Origin of the sequence: Phenylobacterium hankyongense (assembly GCF_003254505.1) — a bacterium.
Taxonomy (GTDB): Bacteria; Pseudomonadota; Alphaproteobacteria; order Caulobacterales; family Caulobacteraceae; genus Phenylobacterium; species Phenylobacterium hankyongense.
Genome location: NZ_QFYP01000001.1, coordinates 3,756,828 through 3,773,720 on the forward strand (window position 1 = coordinate 3,756,828; position 16,893 = coordinate 3,773,720).

Here is a 16,893-nt window from a genome sequence, read left to right on the forward strand (position 1 = left end):
GTAAGGGGCGCGAGACGAACGGGGGTGCGCGTGAGGACTATCGGCGTTTTTCTGGTGGTGGCCGGTCTTGTCGCCTGCGCGGCGCCGGCCGCCGCCGACGATCTCTCGCGCTGGAAGCAGGAGGCCGCCGACGTCAGCATCGTGCGCGACGACTGGGGGATCGCCCACATCCACGGCAAGACCGACGCGCAGGCGGTGTTCGGGGCGAGCTACGCCCAGGCCGAGGACGACTTCAACCGCGTCGAGGCCAACTACCTGACCGCGCTGGGCCGCACCGCCGAGGCGGAGGGCGAGGCCGCCATCTGGCAGGACCTGCGCCAGAAGCTGTTCATCGATCCCGCAGACCTGAAGGCGAAATACGCCGCCAGCCCCGCGTGGCTGAAGGCGCTGATGGACGGCTGGGCCGACGGGCTCAACTACTACCTGGCGACCCACCCCAAGGTGACGCCGCGGGTGATCCGGCGGTTCGAACCCTGGATGGCGCTCAGCTTCAGCGAAGGCAGCATCGGCGGCGACGTCGAGCGGATCTCCCTGCCCGAGCTCAAGGCCTTCTACGGCCAGCCGCGCACGGCGGCGCTCAGCCCGGAAGAGACCGGCGCGCGGTTCGTCGAGCCCACCGGCTCCAACGGCTTCGCCATCGCGCCGTCGAACACCGCCGGCGGCCACGCCCTGCTGCTGATCAACCCGCACACCTCGTTCTTCTTCCGCTCGGAGCTGCAGATGAGCAGCGACGAGGGGCTCGACGCCTATGGCGCGGTGACCTGGGGCCAGTTCTTCATCTACCAGGGCTTCAACGCCCATGCCGGCTGGATGCACACCTCGAGCGGCGTCGACGTGGTCGACGAGTTCGCCGAGACCATCGTCAGCCGCGACGGCAAGCTCTTCTACCGCTACGGCGGCGAGGAGCGGCCGGTCGCCGTCTCCACCATCGCCGTGCCCTATCGCGCCAAAGGCGGGGCGATGGCCAGCCGGACCTTCACCGTCTACCGCACCCATCATGGCCCGATCGTCCGCGCCGCCGACGGCAAGTGGATCGCCATGGCGCTGATGAACACGCCCGTGCCGGCGCTGGAGCAGTCGTTCCTGCGCACCAAGGCCACCGACTATGCGTCGTTCATGAAGATCGCCGAGCTGCGCGCCAACTCGTCCAACAACACCATCTTCGCCGACTCCAAGGGCGAGATCGCCTACCTGCACCCGCAGTTCATTCCCCGGCGCGACGACCGCTTCGACTACACCAAGCCCGTGGACGGCGCGGACCCGGCCACCGACTGGAAGGGGCTGCATGCGCTGGACGAGGCGCCGCACCTGCTCAACCCGCCGAACGGCTGGATCTTCAACACCAACGACTGGCCCTACTCCGCCGCGGGTCCGTACAGCCCCAAGCTCGCGGACTATCCCCGCTACATGGACACCCACGGCGAGAACCCGCGTGGGATCCATGCCACCCGGGTGCTGCAGGCGCGCAAGGACTTCACCCTGCCGACCCTGATCCAGGCGGCCTACGACCCCTACCTGCCGGCCTTCGCGACGCTGATCCCGGCGCTGCTCCAGGCCTACGACGAGACGCCGGCGGGGGATCCGCTGAAGGCCCGGCTGGCCGACCAGGTCGCGGCGCTGCGGGCCTGGGATTGTCGCTGGTCGACGGACTCGGTCCCGACCTCGCTGGCGGTGTTCTGGGGCGAGGCCCTGTGGGCCGTCGCCGCGCCGGAGGCCATCCGCGAGGGCCGTTCGCCCTATGACGAGATGCTCAGCCGCACGACCGCGGCGCAGAAGCTGCAAGCGCTGGCGCAGGCGTCCGATCGCCTGAAGGCGGACTTCGGCCGCTGGCGCACGCCCTGGGGCCAGATCAACCGCTTCCAGCGCCGCACCGGCGACATCGTCCAGCCGTTCAAGGACGCCGCCCCGAGCATTCCGGTGGCTTTCACCTCGTCGCAGTGGGGCTCGCTGGCCGCCTTCGGCGCCCAGCCCTACGAGGGGACGAAGCGCTACTACGGGACCAAGGGAAACTCGTTCGTGGCCGTCGTCGAGTTCGGCGACAGGGTCCGCGCCATGGCCATCTCGGCCGGCGGCGAGAGCGGCGATCCGAAATCCCCGCACTTCGACGACCAGGCCGTCCGCTACACCCAGGGCGCGCTGCGGGAGGTCTACTTCTATCCCGAGCAGCTCACCGGCCACACCGAGCGGCGCTACCACCCGGGCCAGTGACCGACCCTCAGGGCCGCCAGGCCTTGGCCCGCGCGGCGCGTTCCGCGGCCGCGTCGAGCGGCTCGCCGGCGATCATCGCGTCGACCGCGGCCAGCACCTCGGGCGGCGCGTCGCTGCCGGCGGTGCGGTAGTCGGGGCTCGCCGACGGCGTCCAGGCGGTGGTGGTGCGCGCCACCCAGCGGTCCGCTTCGCGGCAGGCCACGCCGGCCAGCCGGTCCGCGGCGCTCTGGAAGCTGCGGCAATAGCGGCCGTCGCCGCTGCGGAAGCTGACCCCCAGCTTCACCGGTCCAGACTCCGCGGCGAGCTGGGTCGTCAGCGCCTGCGCCAGCCCGCCCCGCGCCACCAGCGCCCCGTCGCGGACCACCAGCGGCCCGGGCTGCGGCATCGCCGCACGTCCGGCCAGCACGCCCACCACCAGGCAGGCGGCCATCGCCGCCCACTGCGCTATTCCGAACCTCGGCCGCCCCCGGTCGTTGGCGACGGAGGCCGCCGCGACCAGCCCGGCGGGCACGGGCTCGTCGAGCACCGGCGCATAGGCCTCGGCGATCCGCGCGCCCAGGCGTTGCTGCAACGCCACCTCGGCGGCCAGCGCAGGGTCGGCGGACATCTCGCGCTCGAAGGCGGCGCGGTCGGCGGCTTCGAGCTCGCCGTCCACGTAGGCGACCAGGCGTTCCTCGCGGGACATCACGCCACCTCCTGCAGATGACCCAGCAAGGCTGCGCGGCCGCGCACCAGCCGGCTGGTCAGGGTGCCCTCCGGCACCTCCAGCACCTGGGCGGCTTCCTTGTAGGAGAGGCCCTCGACCAGCACGAGGGCGACGGCCAGCCGCTGCTCGTCGGGGAGCTTGGCCATGGCGCGGTCCACGTCGGCGGCTTCGAGCCTGGCCTGCATGGCGCCGGCGCCGTCGTGGCCGACGTGCTCGCCGGCTTCCTCGGGGGCGAAGACGGCGCTACGCCTCGTGCGGGCGCGGCTCTCGTCGATCCAGGCGTTCTTCATGATCCGAAACATCCAGCTGTCGAGGCGGGTCCCTGCGACCCACTGGCCCTGGCGGGCGAGCCCCCGCTCCACCGTCAGCTGCACCAGGTCGTCGGCGTCGGCCGGGTTGCGCGCCAGCACGCGGGCCAGCCGGCGCAGGCGCGGCAGCAACTCGACGATCTGGCGCTGCATGGGCTCCAAGAATCCGCCTTCGAAGGATGAAACGAACCGAACGCCACGTTTCATCCTTTAAGTCACAACAAATGCCGATCTGCGCCGCAAGCCCCGACGCGCGGGCACAGGAGTGCGACCACCGATGCCACCGCCAAAGCCGATCCGCACCGCCCTCGCCGCCGGCCTCGCCTTAGCGCTCGGCTGCAGCGCGCCGGCGCCGGCGCAGATCCTCGGCGGCGGCGGCGGCCTGGGTGGCGGCGGCCTGCCATCCCTGCCGTCGAGCGGCCTGCCGTCCGTGGGTTCGCCGTTCCCGGACACACGGGCGCCGGCCAGCCGGATTCCCGACGCTCCGCGCCCCGGCCGGTCCACTCTCCCGACGCCGTCGTCTCTCCCGCAGGTCGTGGCTGCGCCCCCGGCGCCCGCCCTGCCCCAGGTCGGCCCGCAGGTGGGCGGCGTGCTCAGCAGCGCGCTGCCGGCGCAGGGCGCGCCCCAGGTGGTGACGGATGCGCTGGGCGCTGCTGCCGGTGTCGCCGGCGCAGCCCTGACCGAGGCGCGCCGCGTGCAGGCCCAACAGCTGATCCGCGACCACCCCGACGTCGTCGAGGCCGACGATCACGGCGCACCGGTGGTGCGAGGCGAGATCCTGGCGCTGTCGCCCAGCCCCGCGGCTCTCGCCCGCGCCCGCCAGGCCGGATTCGGAGTGCGGGCGAGCGGCGCGCTGAGCGCGCTGGGCCTGCAGAGCGTGACCCTGACTGCGCCGCGCGGCCTCTCGGCGCCCGAAGCAGTGCAACGGCTGCGCGCCCTCGATCCGCAAGGGCAATACGACTTCGACCACATCTACCAGGAGAGCGGCGCGGTCGGCCGAGGCGGCGAGACGGGCGGCCCGGCCGGCGGCTCGATTGCGGTGACCGGCGGCGGCGGCGCCATGCGGCTGGGGCTCGTCGACGGCTCGGTGGCCGCCGGCCAGCCGGCGCTGAGCGGCGCGCGGCTGGTCCAGCGCGCCTTCGCCCCCGGCGGCGCCCGGGTCACGGCCCACGCCACCGCGGTGGCCTCGCTGATGGCCGGCGCGCGCGGCGCGTTCCGGGGCGCAGCGCCCGGCGCGACGCTGATGGTCGCCGACGTCTATGGGCCGACGCCGACCGGCGGCTCGGCCAACGCCATCGCCCAGGCGCTGGCCTGGCTGGCGCAGACCCGCACGCCGGTGGTCAACATCAGCCTCGTCGGTCCGCCCAACCTGCTGCTGGGCGCGGCGGTGAAGGCGATGATCGACCGCGGCCATATCGTGGTGGCGGCGGTCGGCAACGACGGCCCGGCGGCCGCGCCGCTCTATCCGGCCGCCTATCCCGGCGTGGTCGCCGTCACCGCCGTCGACGGCCGGCGGCGAGTGCTGCCGGAGGCCGGGCGCGGCACCCACGTGGACTTCGCCGCGCCGGGCGCGCAGATGGCCGCCGCCGGCCTGGACGGCGGCTTCGTGGCGGTGCGCGGCACCTCCTTCGCCGCCCCGATCGTCGCCGGCGAGCTGGCGCGGAGCCTGCCGCAGCCCGATCGTGCGGGCGCCGCGCGGGCGATGCAGCGCCTGGCCCACGACGCCGACGACCTGGGCGCCCGCGGGGCCGACCCGGTCTATGGCCGCGGCCTGGTGGGCTTCGAGCTGCGCACCGACCCGGCCGCCGTGGGCGCCCGCACCCTGGCGCTCCGCGGGCCATAAAAAAGTTCCCGCTCGCGGGATGAACCGGCCAAGCCTGGTCGTTGGACCCTGTCGGAAGCGCAAGCTTTTCGGAAATCAGGAGACAACCATGCGCAAGACCTCACTCATGCTCGGCGCCCTGGGCGCGGCCCTGCTGTTCGCCGGCGCGGCGAACGCCCAGCTGCTCGGCGGCGGCCTGGCGGGCGGCGGCGGTCTGGGCGGCGGCCTCATGGGTGGCCTCGGCGGCGGCGGCCTCGGCGGCGCCAGCGGCGCGCTCGGCGGCTCGATGAGCGGCGCAGGCCAGCTGGGCGCCGACACCGGCGGCCTCACCTCGCACATCCGCAACACCGCCGGTGGGGCGCGCTCCACCGCGACGGGTGCGGCCCAGACCGGCGCTCAGACGGCCGGCGCCGGCGCCCAGAAGGCCCGCGGCGCGGCGCGCAGCGGCGTCAGCCAAGCCCAGTCCGGCGTCGGCCAGGCGCAGGCGGCGGGCGGTCAGGCGCTCGGCACGGCAGGATCCGCGGCCAATCAGTCGGCGTCCGCGAACGGCCAGGCCTCGGGCGGCGCGAACGCCAGCCCCAGCGGCGCTTCGGGCGGCGCCCAGGGCTCCGGCGGCCTCAGCCTCGGCGGCTCGGCCAACGCCTCGGCCAATGCCTCGGGGTCCGGCTCGGCCAGCGGGTCGGCCTCGGCTCCGCACTAACCGGAAACTGGGGGAGTCGCGACCGGCTTTGGAGAGCTCATCAGAGTCGCCGGGCGCACGCCCAGTAGAGGGGCCGTCGGAGCGATCCGGCGGCCCTTCGCCGTTTGCGGCCTATTACCTGTGAGGTCATGGAGCCGCCGCGGAGCCGCAGCTATGGTCGCGGCATGCTGGGAACCGCCCGCACCGTCGGCGATCATCTGCGCGAATGGCGTCAGCGCCGCCGCATGAGCCAGCTCGACCTCGCCTGCGAGGCGGAGATCTCCACCCGCCACCTGAGCTTCATGGAGACCGGCCGCGCCCAGCCCAGCCGGGAGATGGTGCTGCACCTGGCCGACCAGCTCTCGATCCCGCTGCGCGAGCGCAACGTCATCCTGGTGGCCGCCGGATTCGCCCCGGTGTTCCCCGAGCGGCCCCTCGACGATCCGGCGCTGCAGGCCGCCCGCCGCGCGGTGGAGGTGATCCTGGCGGGCCACGAGCCCTATCCGGCGCTGGTGGTCGACCTGCGCTGGAACCTGGTGGCGGGGAACCGCGCGCTGGCGCCGCTGCTGGAGGGCGTCGCGCCGGAGCTGCTGGCCGCGCCCACCAACGTCATGCGCCTGGCCCTGCATCCCCAGGGTCTCGCCCCGCGGATCGTCAACCTGGCGGAATGGAGGCTACACCTGCTGGAGCGTCTGCGCCGACAGGTCGACCTCACCGCCGATCCGGGCCTCATCGCGCTGGTGGAGGAGCTGAAGTCCTATCCGACGCCGCCGGCGCCCGACCGCCGCCCCGAGGACTTCGGCGGCGTCGCGACGCCCCTGCAGCTGCTGAACGGCGATAGCGTCCTGTCGTTCTACAGCACGACCACCGTGTTCGGGACGGCGGTGGACATCACCCTGTCCGAACTGACCCTGGAGACCTTCTTCCCCGCCGACCCGGCCACCGCCGAGACGCTACGCCAGCTCCAGGCCGCGCGCGGCGATTAGAACGAGACGCAGGACGCCTGGGTGATCAGCAGCACCGCGTCCTGCTGGAAGCGGGTCTTGTAGGCGGCGCGGACGGTGTCGACCCGCTGGCCGGCGTCCTTGGTCTTCGGCAGCACGATCAGCACCACCTTGGAGGCCTCGCGGATCAGCTGGTTCTCCGGCCCCCGCCACTGGCCGCCGCCGTCGAGGATGGTGAGCCCGTCCGGGAAGCGCGGCGTCAGCTCATCGTCGACGAACTTGCGGAACGCCGCGTCGCTGACGCCGGGCTTGTCGCCGATGTTGCGCCCGAAGAACAGCTGGGCTGTGCGCAGCCGCTCCTGCCCCGCCGGACAGGTCGGCAGCGGCGCCGTCGCGCAACCGGCCAGCGCCAGGCCCGCGGCCAGCAGTACGCCCCCCAGTATCCTCATGCTCCCACCAGTTCCCGCCCGATCAGGAACCGCCGGATCTCGTTGGTGCCTGCGCCAATGTCGTAGAGCTTGGCGTCGCGCAGGTAGCGCTCCACCGGATAGTCCTTGGTGTAGCCGGCGCCGCCGAGCGCCTGAATCGCCTCCAGCGCCACCTTCACGGCGTTCTCCGACGCCATCAGGATCGCGCCGGCCGCGTCGAACCGGGTGGTCATGCCGGCGTCGCAGGCCTTCGCCACCGCATAGACGTAGGCGCGCGCCGAGTTCAGGGCGACGTACATGTCGGCCACCTTGCCCTGCATCAGCTGGAAGGAGCCGATCGGCCGGCCGAACTGCTTGCGTTCGCGGACATAGGGCAGGACCACGTCCATGCAGGCCTGCATGATCCCCAGCGGCCCCGCGGCCAGCACCGCGCGCTCATAGTCCAGCCCGCTCATCAGCACGCCCACGCCGCCGTTCTCCGGCCCCATGACGTTGTCGGCCGGCACCTCGCAGTCCTCGAACACCAGCTCGCCGGTGTCCGAGCCGCGCATGCCCATCTTGTCCAGCTTCTGCGAGACGCTGAAGCCCTTCATGCCCTTCTCGACGATGAAGGCGGTGATGCCCTTGCTGTCCTCGCCCGGCTCGGTCTTGGCGTAGACCACCAGGGTGTCGGCGTGCGGCGCGTTGGTGATCCAGAACTTGGTCCCGTTGAGGACGTAGCGGTCGCCCTGCTTGCGGGCCACGAGGCGCATGGACACCACGTCGGAGCCGGCGCCCGCCTCGCTCATCGCCAGGGCGCCCACGTGCTCGCCGGAGATCAGCTTCGGCAGGTAGCGGCGCTTCTGCTCCTCAGTGCCCCAGCGGCGGAGCTGGTTCACGCAGAGGTTGGAGTGGGCGCCGTAGGACAGGCCCACCGAGGCCGAAGCCCGGGACACCTCCTCCATGGCCACCACGTGCTCCAGGTAGCCGAGGCCGAGGCCGCCGTAGGTCTCCTCGACGGTGACGCCGTGCAGGCCGAGCTCGCCCATCGGCGGCCAGAGCTCGCGCGGGAAGCTGTTGGTCTCGTCGATCTGCGCCGCCAGCGGCGCGATCTTGTCGGCGGCGAAACGCGCGGTGGTCTCGCGGATGGCGTCGGCGGTCTCGCCGAGGCCGAACTCCAGCGTGGGTCCGTGGTTCGGGATCATGGCGCGAGGGTTAGCATGCGTCGCCGCGCCTCGCGAGAGGGCGGGTTTTCAGATGCGCGGGTTGTCGGTCCGACGCTCCGCCGCCCGGCCCAGCCGCCGCAGCAGCAGGTAGATAGCCACGCAGAAAAACGCCACGCCGGCGACGCTCGCCAGCCCGCCCACCCAGCGCGCGTCCAGCATCATCCCGTCGGCCCGCGGCTGGGCGTTGACCACCCAGAAGATGCCGCCGCCGAAGAAGGCGAGGCCCAGCACCGCCAGGCTCACCAGCGTCAGCAGCCCGTCCTTCGGCTGTTGCGGCAGCGGCTGCACGGTCGGCGCGATGAAGTCGTAGGGCACGGTGTCGTCGATCACCACCCGGCCGGAGGTCTCGGCCGGCGGCTCCGCCGCGGCCTCCGCCTCGCGGGCGTCGTTGGCGGCGGTTGGCGGATCGAACAGGTCGGGCCCGGTCGCCTCCTCCGCCACCGGCTCGCCGCGCGATTCGGCCTGCTGCTCTGCCGGCGTCTCGTCGAGCTCTTCCACGGGAGCGGTGAGTTCGAACGCCGGCTCAGGGGCAGGCCCCGGCGGCTCGCCCACGGTGATCGGCGGCGCAAAGTCGGCCTGCGGGCGCGGCTCCTCGGCCACCGGCTCCGGCGACGGCCCGACTTCGGTCGGCTCGCCGGTCTCGGGGAAGATGGTCTGCAGCCGGGCGGAGACCTGTTCCGCGACGGCCTTCATCGGATTTTCGGCCTCCGACGGCTCCGGCTCCGCCAACGCGGCGGTCGGCCGGTCCTCGCGCACGACCAGCACCCGCTCGCCGTCCAGCGTGGTCGCCATCGGCGTCGGGGTCTGGCGCGGCGTGGTGTCGAAGCCGTCGAGGTCGAGGACGGGCTTCAGGATCGGCGACGGCGCGATCGTCCAGGCGCCGCCCGGCGGGGTGAGGAACAGCAGCTTCTCGGCGGCCCGGCGGCGCACCAGGGCGTCGACCACGATCCGCTCGCCCTCGAACTCCGCCTTGCGCCACAGCTCCATGGCGAAGGCCGCCTGGATCGCGGCGCCCTCGTTGAGCCGCTTCAGGACCGCGGAGCGGCGGAAGTTGTCGAGGCCGATGTTGAACGCGAAGGCGCACAGCGCGTCGAACTGGTTCTGCGAGAGCGGCGCGTAGGCCTGTTCGTTGACCACGTGGGCGACGGCGATCAGGTCGTAGAGCAGCAGCGCCTCGGCGTCCTCCTCGGACACCTCCGCCCCCTGGCGCGCGGTCAGGGTATGGCCGTAGCCGATCGTCCAGCGCCCGTCAGGGAGCTGTGCGGCCTTGCGGCGATAGCCCTCGAACCGCTTGATCAGCTCGATCGCGGTTCGGGAGACCTGGTGGCGCGGCTTCATGCCCTCTGACCCAGTTTGACACAGACGCGCGGGCGTCATGCCTCGCAAGGCAAGAGCCAGGCCGTGTCATAGCCCAACGGAGGTTTACAACAGGATGAGGGCGGCGATGCCCAGCAGGGCGAGGAATCCGAAGAAATCGGTCATGAAGGTGACCACCACCGACGAGGAGACGGCCGGGTCGCGCCCGAACCGCTCGAGCACGATGGGCGCCAGGATCCCGCCGAGCGCCGCCACGAACAGGTTGGCGATGATCGCCAGGAAGACCACCAGCGACAGCTTCCAGTCGTGTTGCCAGAGATAGAGCGCGCCGCCGAGCATCAGGCCCACGGCGCCGCCGTTGAGCAAGCCCACCGCCAGCTCGCGCATGATCACGCGCATGGCGTTGGCGGCGTTCAGCTCCTTGGTGGCGATGGCGCGCACCGCCACGGTCAGGGCCTGGGTGCCGGCGTTGCCGCCGAGCGACGAGACGATGGGGATCAGCATCACCAGCACGACGATCTTGGCGATCATCGGCTGGAAGGGGCCGATGACGGTCACCGCGACCGCCTCGGTGACCAGGTTGACCAGCAGCCACGGCAGCCGTGACTTCACGATGCCCAGGAAGCCGGCGTCGCGGCCGGCGTCGGAAACCCCGGCCAGGGCCAGGATGTCCTCCTCGGTCTCCTCCTGGATGACGCCGACGATGTCGTCGACGGTGATCTGGCCCACCAGCCGTCCGCCGGGCTCGACCACGGGGGCGGAGATCAGGTGGTATTTGTCGAAGATGTAGGCGACCTCTTCCTGGTCCATATCGACCGGGATTTCGGTGACCTGCTCCATGATCTGCGCCAGCGGCGTCTCGCGGCGGCTGCGCAGCAGGTGGCTGACCGGGGCGGCCCCGACCGGCTTGTAGGCCGGGTCGACCACATAGACGTCGAAGAACAGCTCCGGCAGCTCGTCGCTCTCGCGGCGCAGGTGGTCGATGGTCTGGCCGACGGTCCAGAACTGCGGCGCGGCCACCACCTCGCGCTGCATCAGGCGCCCGGCGGTCTCGTCCTCATAGGCAAGCGTGTTCTCGATGGCCGCCCGCTCGACGTCGGGCATGGCGGCCAGCACCTGGGCCCGCTTGTCGGCCTCCAGGTCGTCGACGACGTCGGCGGCGTCGTCCGATTCCATCTCGCCGAGCGCCTTGGCGAGCGTCGCCGAGGGCACGTGCTCGAGGATTTCCTCGCGGATCTCGGTGTCGAGCTCGGAGAGGATCTCGGCCAGCGCCTCGGGATCGAGGTGCGGCAGCAGCTCCTCGCGGTCGTCCGCCGACAGGAAGCCCATCAGGTCGGCGATGTCGGCCGGATGCAGGGCGCCCAGCAGGTCGCGCAGACGCTCGGTGTCGCCGCGATCGAGCGCGTCGGCCACCATCGGCACGTATTCGGGATTTAGGGCGTAGTCCTCGCCGAGGGCGAGGTCTTCAAGGTCTTCTTCCGTCTCGGGATTCTGTCGCCGGGCCAGGTCCATGAGGTCGTCCGTTTCGCGGCTCATGCGGACCTCCCTGGCTTATGACGGACGTCTCGTTCCTATCCGGTTGAAAACCCTGATTCACTGGTGCGGTCGAGAAGACTCGAACTTCCACGGGTTGCCCCACAGCGACCTCAACGCTGCGCGTCTACCAATTCCGCCACGACCGCTCGTGGTGAGCGGCGGGGGTTAGCAAACACCTGAGGCTTTGTGAAGGGCGCGTGGCCACGGCCACGCAAAGCACCGCAGTTCGTTCAGGCTTCCCCGGCCATGTAATCGTAGACGTTGGCTTCGCGGGTGACGGCGATGGAAATGCGGTCTTCGTTGATCTGGATCTCGCCGCGGGCGATCGGATGGTTGTTGGCGAGGATCCAGACCTCCTCGTTCACCGTGGTGTCCAAGGGAATCACCGCGCCGCGGCCCATGCGCAGGAGCTGTTGCATCGGGAGCGTCGAGCGACCCAGGACGACCTGGATCTCCACGTTTACCGCCTTGACCTGGCTCAAGAAACTACGCCCCCGCGGACTATGCGCGAAAAACCGCGCCGCCGGCTTTGCCAGAGGCAGGCCGGACGCCCACATTGGAGCGACATGCTTGACCGCACGTTAAATCCGCCGGCCACGGCCCCGCTTTTCGCGCGCGACGACCGCGCCCCCGCAGGCTGGGCGGTTTCGCGCGATCCGGTGGCCTATCCCGAGGCGGTGGCGGCCATGGAGGCGCGGGCCGCCGACATCGCCGAAGGCCGCGCCGGCGAACTGGTCTGGCTCCTGGAGCATCCGCCGCTCTACACCGCCGGCGTCTCCGCCAAGGCCGGCGACCTGCTGCAGCCCGACCGATTCCCGGTCTTCCAGAGCGGCCGCGGCGGGCAGTTCACCTATCACGGCCCCGGACAGCGGGTGGCCTATGTGATGCTGGACCTGACGCGGCGGCGGCGCGACGTGCGCGCCTTCGTCGCCGCGCTGGAGGCCTGGACCATCGGCGCGCTGGCCCGCTTCAACGTCCGCGGCGAGGTCCGCGAGGGCCGGGTCGGCGTCTGGGTCGAGCGCAAGGTCCCCGGCCTGCCAACCCGCGAGGACAAGATCGCCGCCATCGGGGTGAAGCTGCGCCGCTGGGTGTCCTTCCACGGCGTCTCGCTGAACGTCGAGCCGGACCTGACCCACTTCGGCGGCATCGTGCCCTGCGGCGTCACCCAGCACGGCGTCACCAGCCTGGTGGACCTCGGCCTGCCGGTGACCCTGGACGAAGCCGACGCCGCCCTGCTGGCCAGCTTCCGCGAGGTGTTCGGCGAGGTGGCCGAGGCGCCGCCGCCTCTCTAGGCCGCCGCGGCCACGGGGCGCAGCGGGTTGGGGCCATAGCGGTTGGTCCCCGGCTCGCCGGCCAGCACGCCCAGCTCGACCGCCGCCCAGATCAGCACCAGGACGAACAGGAAGTTGAAGAAGCCGTTGGGGTGCGGCCAGACCGCGAGGGTGGCGAACAGGATCGCCGCCGCCCACCAGCCGGAGCGCCCGCGGTCGTGCAGCCGCTTGGAGAGCACGCAGGCCCCGCAATAGAACAGCGCCGGATAGGCCAGCCAGCCGGTCAGCCAGTGCAGGGTCGGCCCGACGATCGCCTCGTACAGGGCGGCGACGGCGATCAGGATGGCGGCGGCCACCAGCGAGGGCGTCCGCGCCGCCCGCCCCTCGGCGGAGAAGAACAGCTCCGCCCAATCGATCTGGCCGTTCATCACCGCTCCCTGTCCGACGCACGCACTATAGCGAGCTTCGCCGTCAGGCGAACTCCACCAGCACTTCGTCGGCCGCGACGCTGTCGCCGGCCTTGGCGTTCACCGCCTTGACCGTGCCGTCGCGCTCGGCGCGGATGATGTTCTGCATCTTCATGGCCTCGATGACCGCCACCGGCTCGCCGGCGCGGACCTCCTGGCCGAGGGTGACGTCGAGGGTCACCACCAGGCCCGGCATCGGCGAGAGCACCATCTTCGAGGTGTCGGCGGCGGTCTTCGGCGGCAGCTTCTCGTGCAGCTCGGCCGAGCGCGGGGTGAGCACCAGCACATGGGCCTGGGCGGCGCGGTGGCGGATCATGAAGCCCTCCGCCGCCGGCTTGACCTGCACGGTGAAGGCCCGGCCGTCGAGGACGCCGGAGAAGGTCGGCTTGCCCGGCCGCCACTCGATCCCGTCCAGCCGCAGCGTGCGGTCCTCGTCGACGAAGGCGATGGTGAAGCCGGCGTCGCCGTTGGTCACCCGCACCGGGCGGCGCTCGCCGGCCTCGACGACGATCCAGTCCTGCCTGAGCAGCTCCGGCGCGGCGCGGCGTGTGATGGTGCGGTGCATGGCGCAGGCCACCGCCGCCATCACGTCGCGCTGGAACGCGGTGGGTGCGGTCCCATGGAAGCCGTCCGGGAACTCGTCCTTGATGTAGTTGGTGGAGAGCTGGCCGGAGCGGAACCGCTCCTGGTCCATCACCGCGGCCAGGAACGGGATGTTCTGGCCCAGGCCCTCGATGTGGAAGTCCTCCAGCGCCCGGCCCATGGCGTCGATGGCCGCCAGCCGCTCGGGCGCCCAGGTCGACAGCTTGGAGATCATCGGGTCGTAGTACATCGAGATCTCGTCGCCTTCGCGCACGCCGGCGTCGTTGCGCACCTTGGCGCCGTGAACGTCGCCCTCCTGCGGCGGGTCGTAGCGCACCAGCCGCCCGATCGACGGCAGGAAGCCGCGGTAGGGGTCTTCGGCGTAGATCCGGCTCTCGATCGCCCAGCCGTTGATCGTCAGCTCCTGCTGGGCGAAGGGAAGCGGCTCGCCGTAGGCCGAGCGGATCATCTGCTCCACCAGGTCGACGCCGGTGATCAGTTCGGTGACCGGGTGCTCCACCTGTAGGCGCGTGTTCATCTCCAGGAAGAAGAAGCTCTTGTCCTGCCCGGCCACGAACTCGACGGTGCCGGCGCTGTCGTAGTCGACCGCCTGGGCCAGCCGCACCGCCTGCTCGCCCATGGCGGCGCGGGTGTCGGTGTCGAGCAACGGGCTCGGCGCCTCTTCGATGACCTTCTGGTTGCGCCGCTGGATCGAGCATTCGCGCTCGAACAGGTGGACCACGTGGCCGTGCTTGTCGCCCAGCACCTGGATCTCGATGTGGCGCGGGCTTTCGATGAACTTCTCGATGAAGATCCGGTCGTCGCCGAAGCTGGCCTTGGCCTCGGCCTTCACCGCCGGGAAGCCTTCCTCGACGTCCTGGCGGTTCCAGGCCACCCGGATGCCCTTGCCGCCGCCGCCGGCCGAAGCCTTGATCATCACCGGATAGCCGATCTCCTCGGAGATCCGAATCGCGTGCGCGGTGTCGTCGATCTCGCCGACGTGGCCGGGCACGGTGGAGACGCCGGCGGCCTGGGCGAACTTCTTGGATTCGATCTTGTCGCCCATCGCCTCGATGGCGCGGGGATTGGGGCCGATGAAGACGATCCCCTCCTCGGCCAGGCGGCGGGCGAAGCCGGCGTTCTCCGACAGGAAGCCGAAGCCCGGGTGCACCGCCTCGGCGCCCGTCTCGCGCACCGCAGCGACGATCTTGTCGGCCACCAGATAGGACTGCGCGGCCGGCGCCTCGCCGATGAACACCGTCTCGTCGGCCATCTCCACGGCCAGGGAGTCGGCGTCCGCCTCGGAATAGACCACCACCGTGGCGATCCCCATTCGCCGGCAGGTCTTGATGATGCGCACCGCGATCTCGCCGCGGTTGGCGATCAGGATCTTCGAGAACATCAGGCGCGCCTCGCCGCAGCGGGCCCGGGCGGTGTCGTCGTCACCAAGCTTTGAGTCTCCCTAAGGCCTTCGAGTCTTCCGAACGGAAGGGCGCGACCTTAGATTGGCGGCCATGAGCACGCCAGCCGTCTCCCCGTCCGGTTTCGACCTGACCCCGCCTACCCCCGAGGAACGCAAGCGCCTGGAGGCCTCGCTGACCCGCGAGGAGGCCGAGGTGCTGCTGCACCATGGCACCGAGGCGCCGTTCTGCGGCGGCCTGCTCGATCAGAAGGACGACGGCGTCTACTGCTGCCGCCTCTGCGGCCTGCCGCTGTTCGAGCACAAGACCAAGTTCGAGAGCGGCACCGGCTGGCCGTCGTTCTGGGCGCCCTTCGACGAGACCCACGTCACGGCGATCAGGGACGTCTCCTACGGCATGGTCCGCATCGAGACGACCTGCGCGCGCTGCGGCAGCCACCAGGGCCACGTCTTCCCCGACGGCCCGCCGCCGACCCGGCTGCGCTACTGCATCAACTCGGTGTCGCTGGAGTTCGTCCCCGGCGGCGCGCCGCTGCCCGACCGGCTCGGCCGCGGCGAGTCCTTCCCCTCGCCGTCCGGGGCCTCTTCCTCGATCTCCTCGGCGATGGCGCCCTCCGGCAACGGGTGACCTTCGTCGGTCTGCAGGATCCGGTGCAGGGTCTGGAACAGGAAGGCCGTCGACCAGCCCAGCAGCAGCATGCCGTTGAGCGATTCCAGGGCCGGCAGCAGCCGCCAGCCCTCGGGCGTCTGCACGCCGGGCCAGCCGGCCGTGGAATAGGCGCCGGCCGACAGGTAGAGCGCCTTCTCCCAGCCGTGGGTGGCGTGCAGCAGCTGGTAGGCGGCGGCGTAGAGCCAGACCTCCGCCCCGTGCAGCGCGAACAGCCCCGTGGCGATGCCCAGCGGCACGAGCATCCGATCGAGGGCGAGCCAGGGCGTCCGGAAATGCTTGATATGCAGCTGCGTGAGCTTGATCAGCCCCATCAGGCCGAGCAGGTGCATGATCACGGTCGCGACCACCATGACGAAGGCCGCCAGTAGTGCGCGCTCCAGGTCGTTCATGAGCGCTCCTGCGTCGCCATCGGAGCTTGAGCGTCCGCGGCGTCAGGCGGTTCCCATGCGAGGATCCGCCCTGCGAGCGCGACCGGAGGCCGGGGTTTAGCGTTCCCTCCACGGAATTTGCGGAGGCCCGCCATGAACCTCACCCCCACCGAAGCCAGGGCCCGGGCCGACGAGGTCCGCGAGACCAGCCTGACCATCCTGCGCGGCCTGATCCCGGTCGCCACCATCGACGCCTGGAACGAGGCCTTCCAGCCGCTCCTGAATGCCGCCATCGCGCGGGAGGGCGACGACCCGAACCGCGGCGCCAACCGCCACTACGTCACCCTGCCCTTCCAGGACCTCTGGGCCGACGCCGGCATCATCGACAACGACGCCATCATGGCCGTGGTCGAGGAGCTCGTGGGCGCGGACGGCGTCATGTGCCAGCTGGCGAGCGACACCCCGCTGATCGGCTCGGACTATCAGGACCTGCACCGCGACACCCAGCTGCTGTTCCCGGAGAGCGGTGCGGAGACCCCGCCCTACCAGCTGGCGGTGAACTTCGCCCTGGTGGACGTCACCGACGAGAACGGCCCGATGGAGTACGCGCCCGGCACCCACATGACCGCCAAGGCCGAGGGCATGCGCCGCATCGAGAGCGGCGAGGTCCCGCTGGTACGCGCCTACATGAACCGCGGCGACGTGATGATCCGCGACGTGCGCCATATCCACCGCGGCACGCCAAACCGCACCGCGGTCCCGCGGCCGATGGTGGTGATCGGCTACTCCCGGCGCTGGCTGTATCGGCCGGAGGTCAACATCCGCGTGCCCGCCGAGGTGCTGGTCGGCCTGCCCGAGCGCGCCCGCCGCTGGCTGCGGTTCAACCCGGTGTTCGAAACCAAGGCCGAAGCCGCCCGGCAGGAAGAGAGCTACCGGGCGTTCGCCTACTAGCCGTCGGGCCG

16 protein-coding genes and 1 tRNA gene are annotated in these 16,893 nt (G+C 71.4%); 7 read left to right on the plus strand and 10 right to left on the minus strand.

The annotated features are described in order from the left end of the window. The first annotated feature begins 30 nt into the window (after positions 1-30). Positions 31-2,208, plus strand: a complete 2,178-nt coding sequence (locus DJ021_RS18015; protein ID WP_243626088.1) for an acylase — start codon at positions 31-33, stop codon at positions 2,206-2,208. 7 nt (positions 2,209-2,215) lie between these two features. Here DJ021_RS18015 and DJ021_RS18020 read toward each other — a convergent pair whose 3' ends face one another. Continuing rightward, complete coding sequence (locus DJ021_RS18020; RefSeq protein ID WP_111458849.1) at positions 2,216-2,893, minus strand: anti-sigma factor family protein; 678 nt, start codon at positions 2,891-2,893, stop codon at positions 2,216-2,218. Next, on the minus strand, positions 2,893-3,375 hold the full coding sequence (locus DJ021_RS18025) for an RNA polymerase sigma factor (RefSeq protein ID WP_243626090.1): 483 nt from the start codon (positions 3,373-3,375) through the stop codon (positions 2,893-2,895). Before DJ021_RS18025 ends, DJ021_RS18020 begins: the two co-directional genes overlap by 1 nt. Before the next feature lie 124 nt (positions 3,376-3,499). On the opposite strand from DJ021_RS18025, the gene DJ021_RS18030 reads away from it, so the two are divergent. The 3 genes from DJ021_RS18030 to DJ021_RS18040 all read left to right on the plus strand — a co-directional run bounded on the left by DJ021_RS18030 (position 3,500) and on the right by DJ021_RS18040 (position 6,709). Continuing rightward, positions 3,500-5,065, plus strand: coding sequence for a S8 family serine peptidase (locus DJ021_RS18030; RefSeq protein WP_111458851.1), 1,566 nt, complete (start codon positions 3,500-3,502; stop codon positions 5,063-5,065). A gap of 88 nt (positions 5,066-5,153) precedes the next feature. Then, positions 5,154-5,744 (plus strand): hypothetical protein, encoded by a 591-nt coding sequence (locus tag DJ021_RS18035; RefSeq protein ID WP_111458852.1) that lies wholly within the window; start codon positions 5,154-5,156, stop codon positions 5,742-5,744. Positions 5,745-5,908: 164 nt separating this feature from the next. After that, entirely contained in the window at positions 5,909-6,709 is an 801-nt protein-coding gene (locus DJ021_RS18040; protein WP_111459174.1) for a helix-turn-helix domain-containing protein, read from the plus strand. Here DJ021_RS18040 and DJ021_RS18045 read toward each other — a convergent pair. The 6 genes from DJ021_RS18045 to DJ021_RS18070 all read right to left on the minus strand — a co-directional run bounded on the left by DJ021_RS18045 (position 6,706) and on the right by DJ021_RS18070 (position 11,695). Continuing rightward, complete coding sequence (locus DJ021_RS18045) at positions 6,706-7,116, minus strand: DUF3574 domain-containing protein (RefSeq protein WP_111458853.1); 411 nt, start codon at positions 7,114-7,116, stop codon at positions 6,706-6,708. The two genes, DJ021_RS18040 and DJ021_RS18045, sit on opposite strands and share 4 nt — an antisense overlap. Beyond that, a complete protein-coding gene (locus tag DJ021_RS18050; protein WP_165837261.1) occupies positions 7,113-8,279 on the minus strand; it encodes an isovaleryl-CoA dehydrogenase in 1,167 nt (388 codons plus the stop codon). Before DJ021_RS18050 ends, DJ021_RS18045 begins: the two co-directional genes overlap by 4 nt. 48 nt (positions 8,280-8,327) lie before the next feature. Next, a complete protein-coding gene (locus tag DJ021_RS18055; RefSeq protein WP_111458854.1) occupies positions 8,328-9,638 on the minus strand; it encodes a glycoside hydrolase family protein in 1,311 nt (436 codons plus the stop codon). A gap of 84 nt (positions 9,639-9,722) precedes the next feature. Next, positions 9,723-11,153 (minus strand): magnesium transporter, encoded by a 1,431-nt coding sequence (gene mgtE, locus DJ021_RS18060; protein ID WP_111458855.1) that lies wholly within the window; start codon positions 11,151-11,153, stop codon positions 9,723-9,725. Between the two features lie 61 nt (positions 11,154-11,214). Next, positions 11,215-11,299, minus strand: a tRNA-Leu gene (locus DJ021_RS18065). 84 nt (positions 11,300-11,383) lie between these two features. Then, positions 11,384-11,695 (minus strand): FliM/FliN family flagellar motor switch protein, encoded by a 312-nt coding sequence (locus DJ021_RS18070; RefSeq protein ID WP_424444215.1) that lies wholly within the window; start codon positions 11,693-11,695, stop codon positions 11,384-11,386. 24 nt (positions 11,696-11,719) lie between these two features. On the opposite strand from DJ021_RS18070, the gene lipB reads away from it, so the two are divergent. Next, positions 11,720-12,445, plus strand: a complete 726-nt coding sequence (lipB, locus tag DJ021_RS18075) for a lipoyl(octanoyl) transferase LipB (RefSeq protein ID WP_111458857.1) — start codon at positions 11,720-11,722, stop codon at positions 12,443-12,445. On the opposite strand, the gene DJ021_RS18080 is transcribed toward lipB, so the two are convergent. After that, positions 12,442-12,852 carry a DUF805 domain-containing protein gene (locus DJ021_RS18080; protein WP_111458858.1) on the minus strand — a complete coding sequence of 137 codons (411 nt, stop codon included), beginning with the start codon at positions 12,850-12,852 and terminating at the stop codon, positions 12,442-12,444. The genes lipB and DJ021_RS18080 overlap by 4 nt on opposite strands. A 43-nt stretch (positions 12,853-12,895) precedes the next feature. Next, a complete protein-coding gene (locus DJ021_RS18085; protein ID WP_111458859.1) occupies positions 12,896-14,875 on the minus strand; it encodes an acetyl-CoA carboxylase biotin carboxylase subunit in 1,980 nt (659 codons plus the stop codon). A gap of 112 nt (positions 14,876-14,987) precedes the next feature. Here DJ021_RS18085 and msrB point away from each other — a divergent pair, with 112 nt between their 5' ends. Both msrB and DJ021_RS18095 read left to right on the plus strand, forming a co-directional pair. After that, positions 14,988-15,521: a peptide-methionine (R)-S-oxide reductase MsrB gene (gene msrB, locus DJ021_RS18090; protein WP_111458860.1), complete on the plus strand. Its 534-nt coding sequence runs from the start codon at positions 14,988-14,990 to the stop codon at positions 15,519-15,521. Positions 15,522-16,084: 563 nt separating this feature from the next. After that, entirely contained in the window at positions 16,085-16,882 is a 798-nt protein-coding gene (locus tag DJ021_RS18095; protein ID WP_111458861.1) for a phytanoyl-CoA dioxygenase family protein, read from the plus strand. Positions 16,883-16,893: the final 11 nt, after the last annotated feature.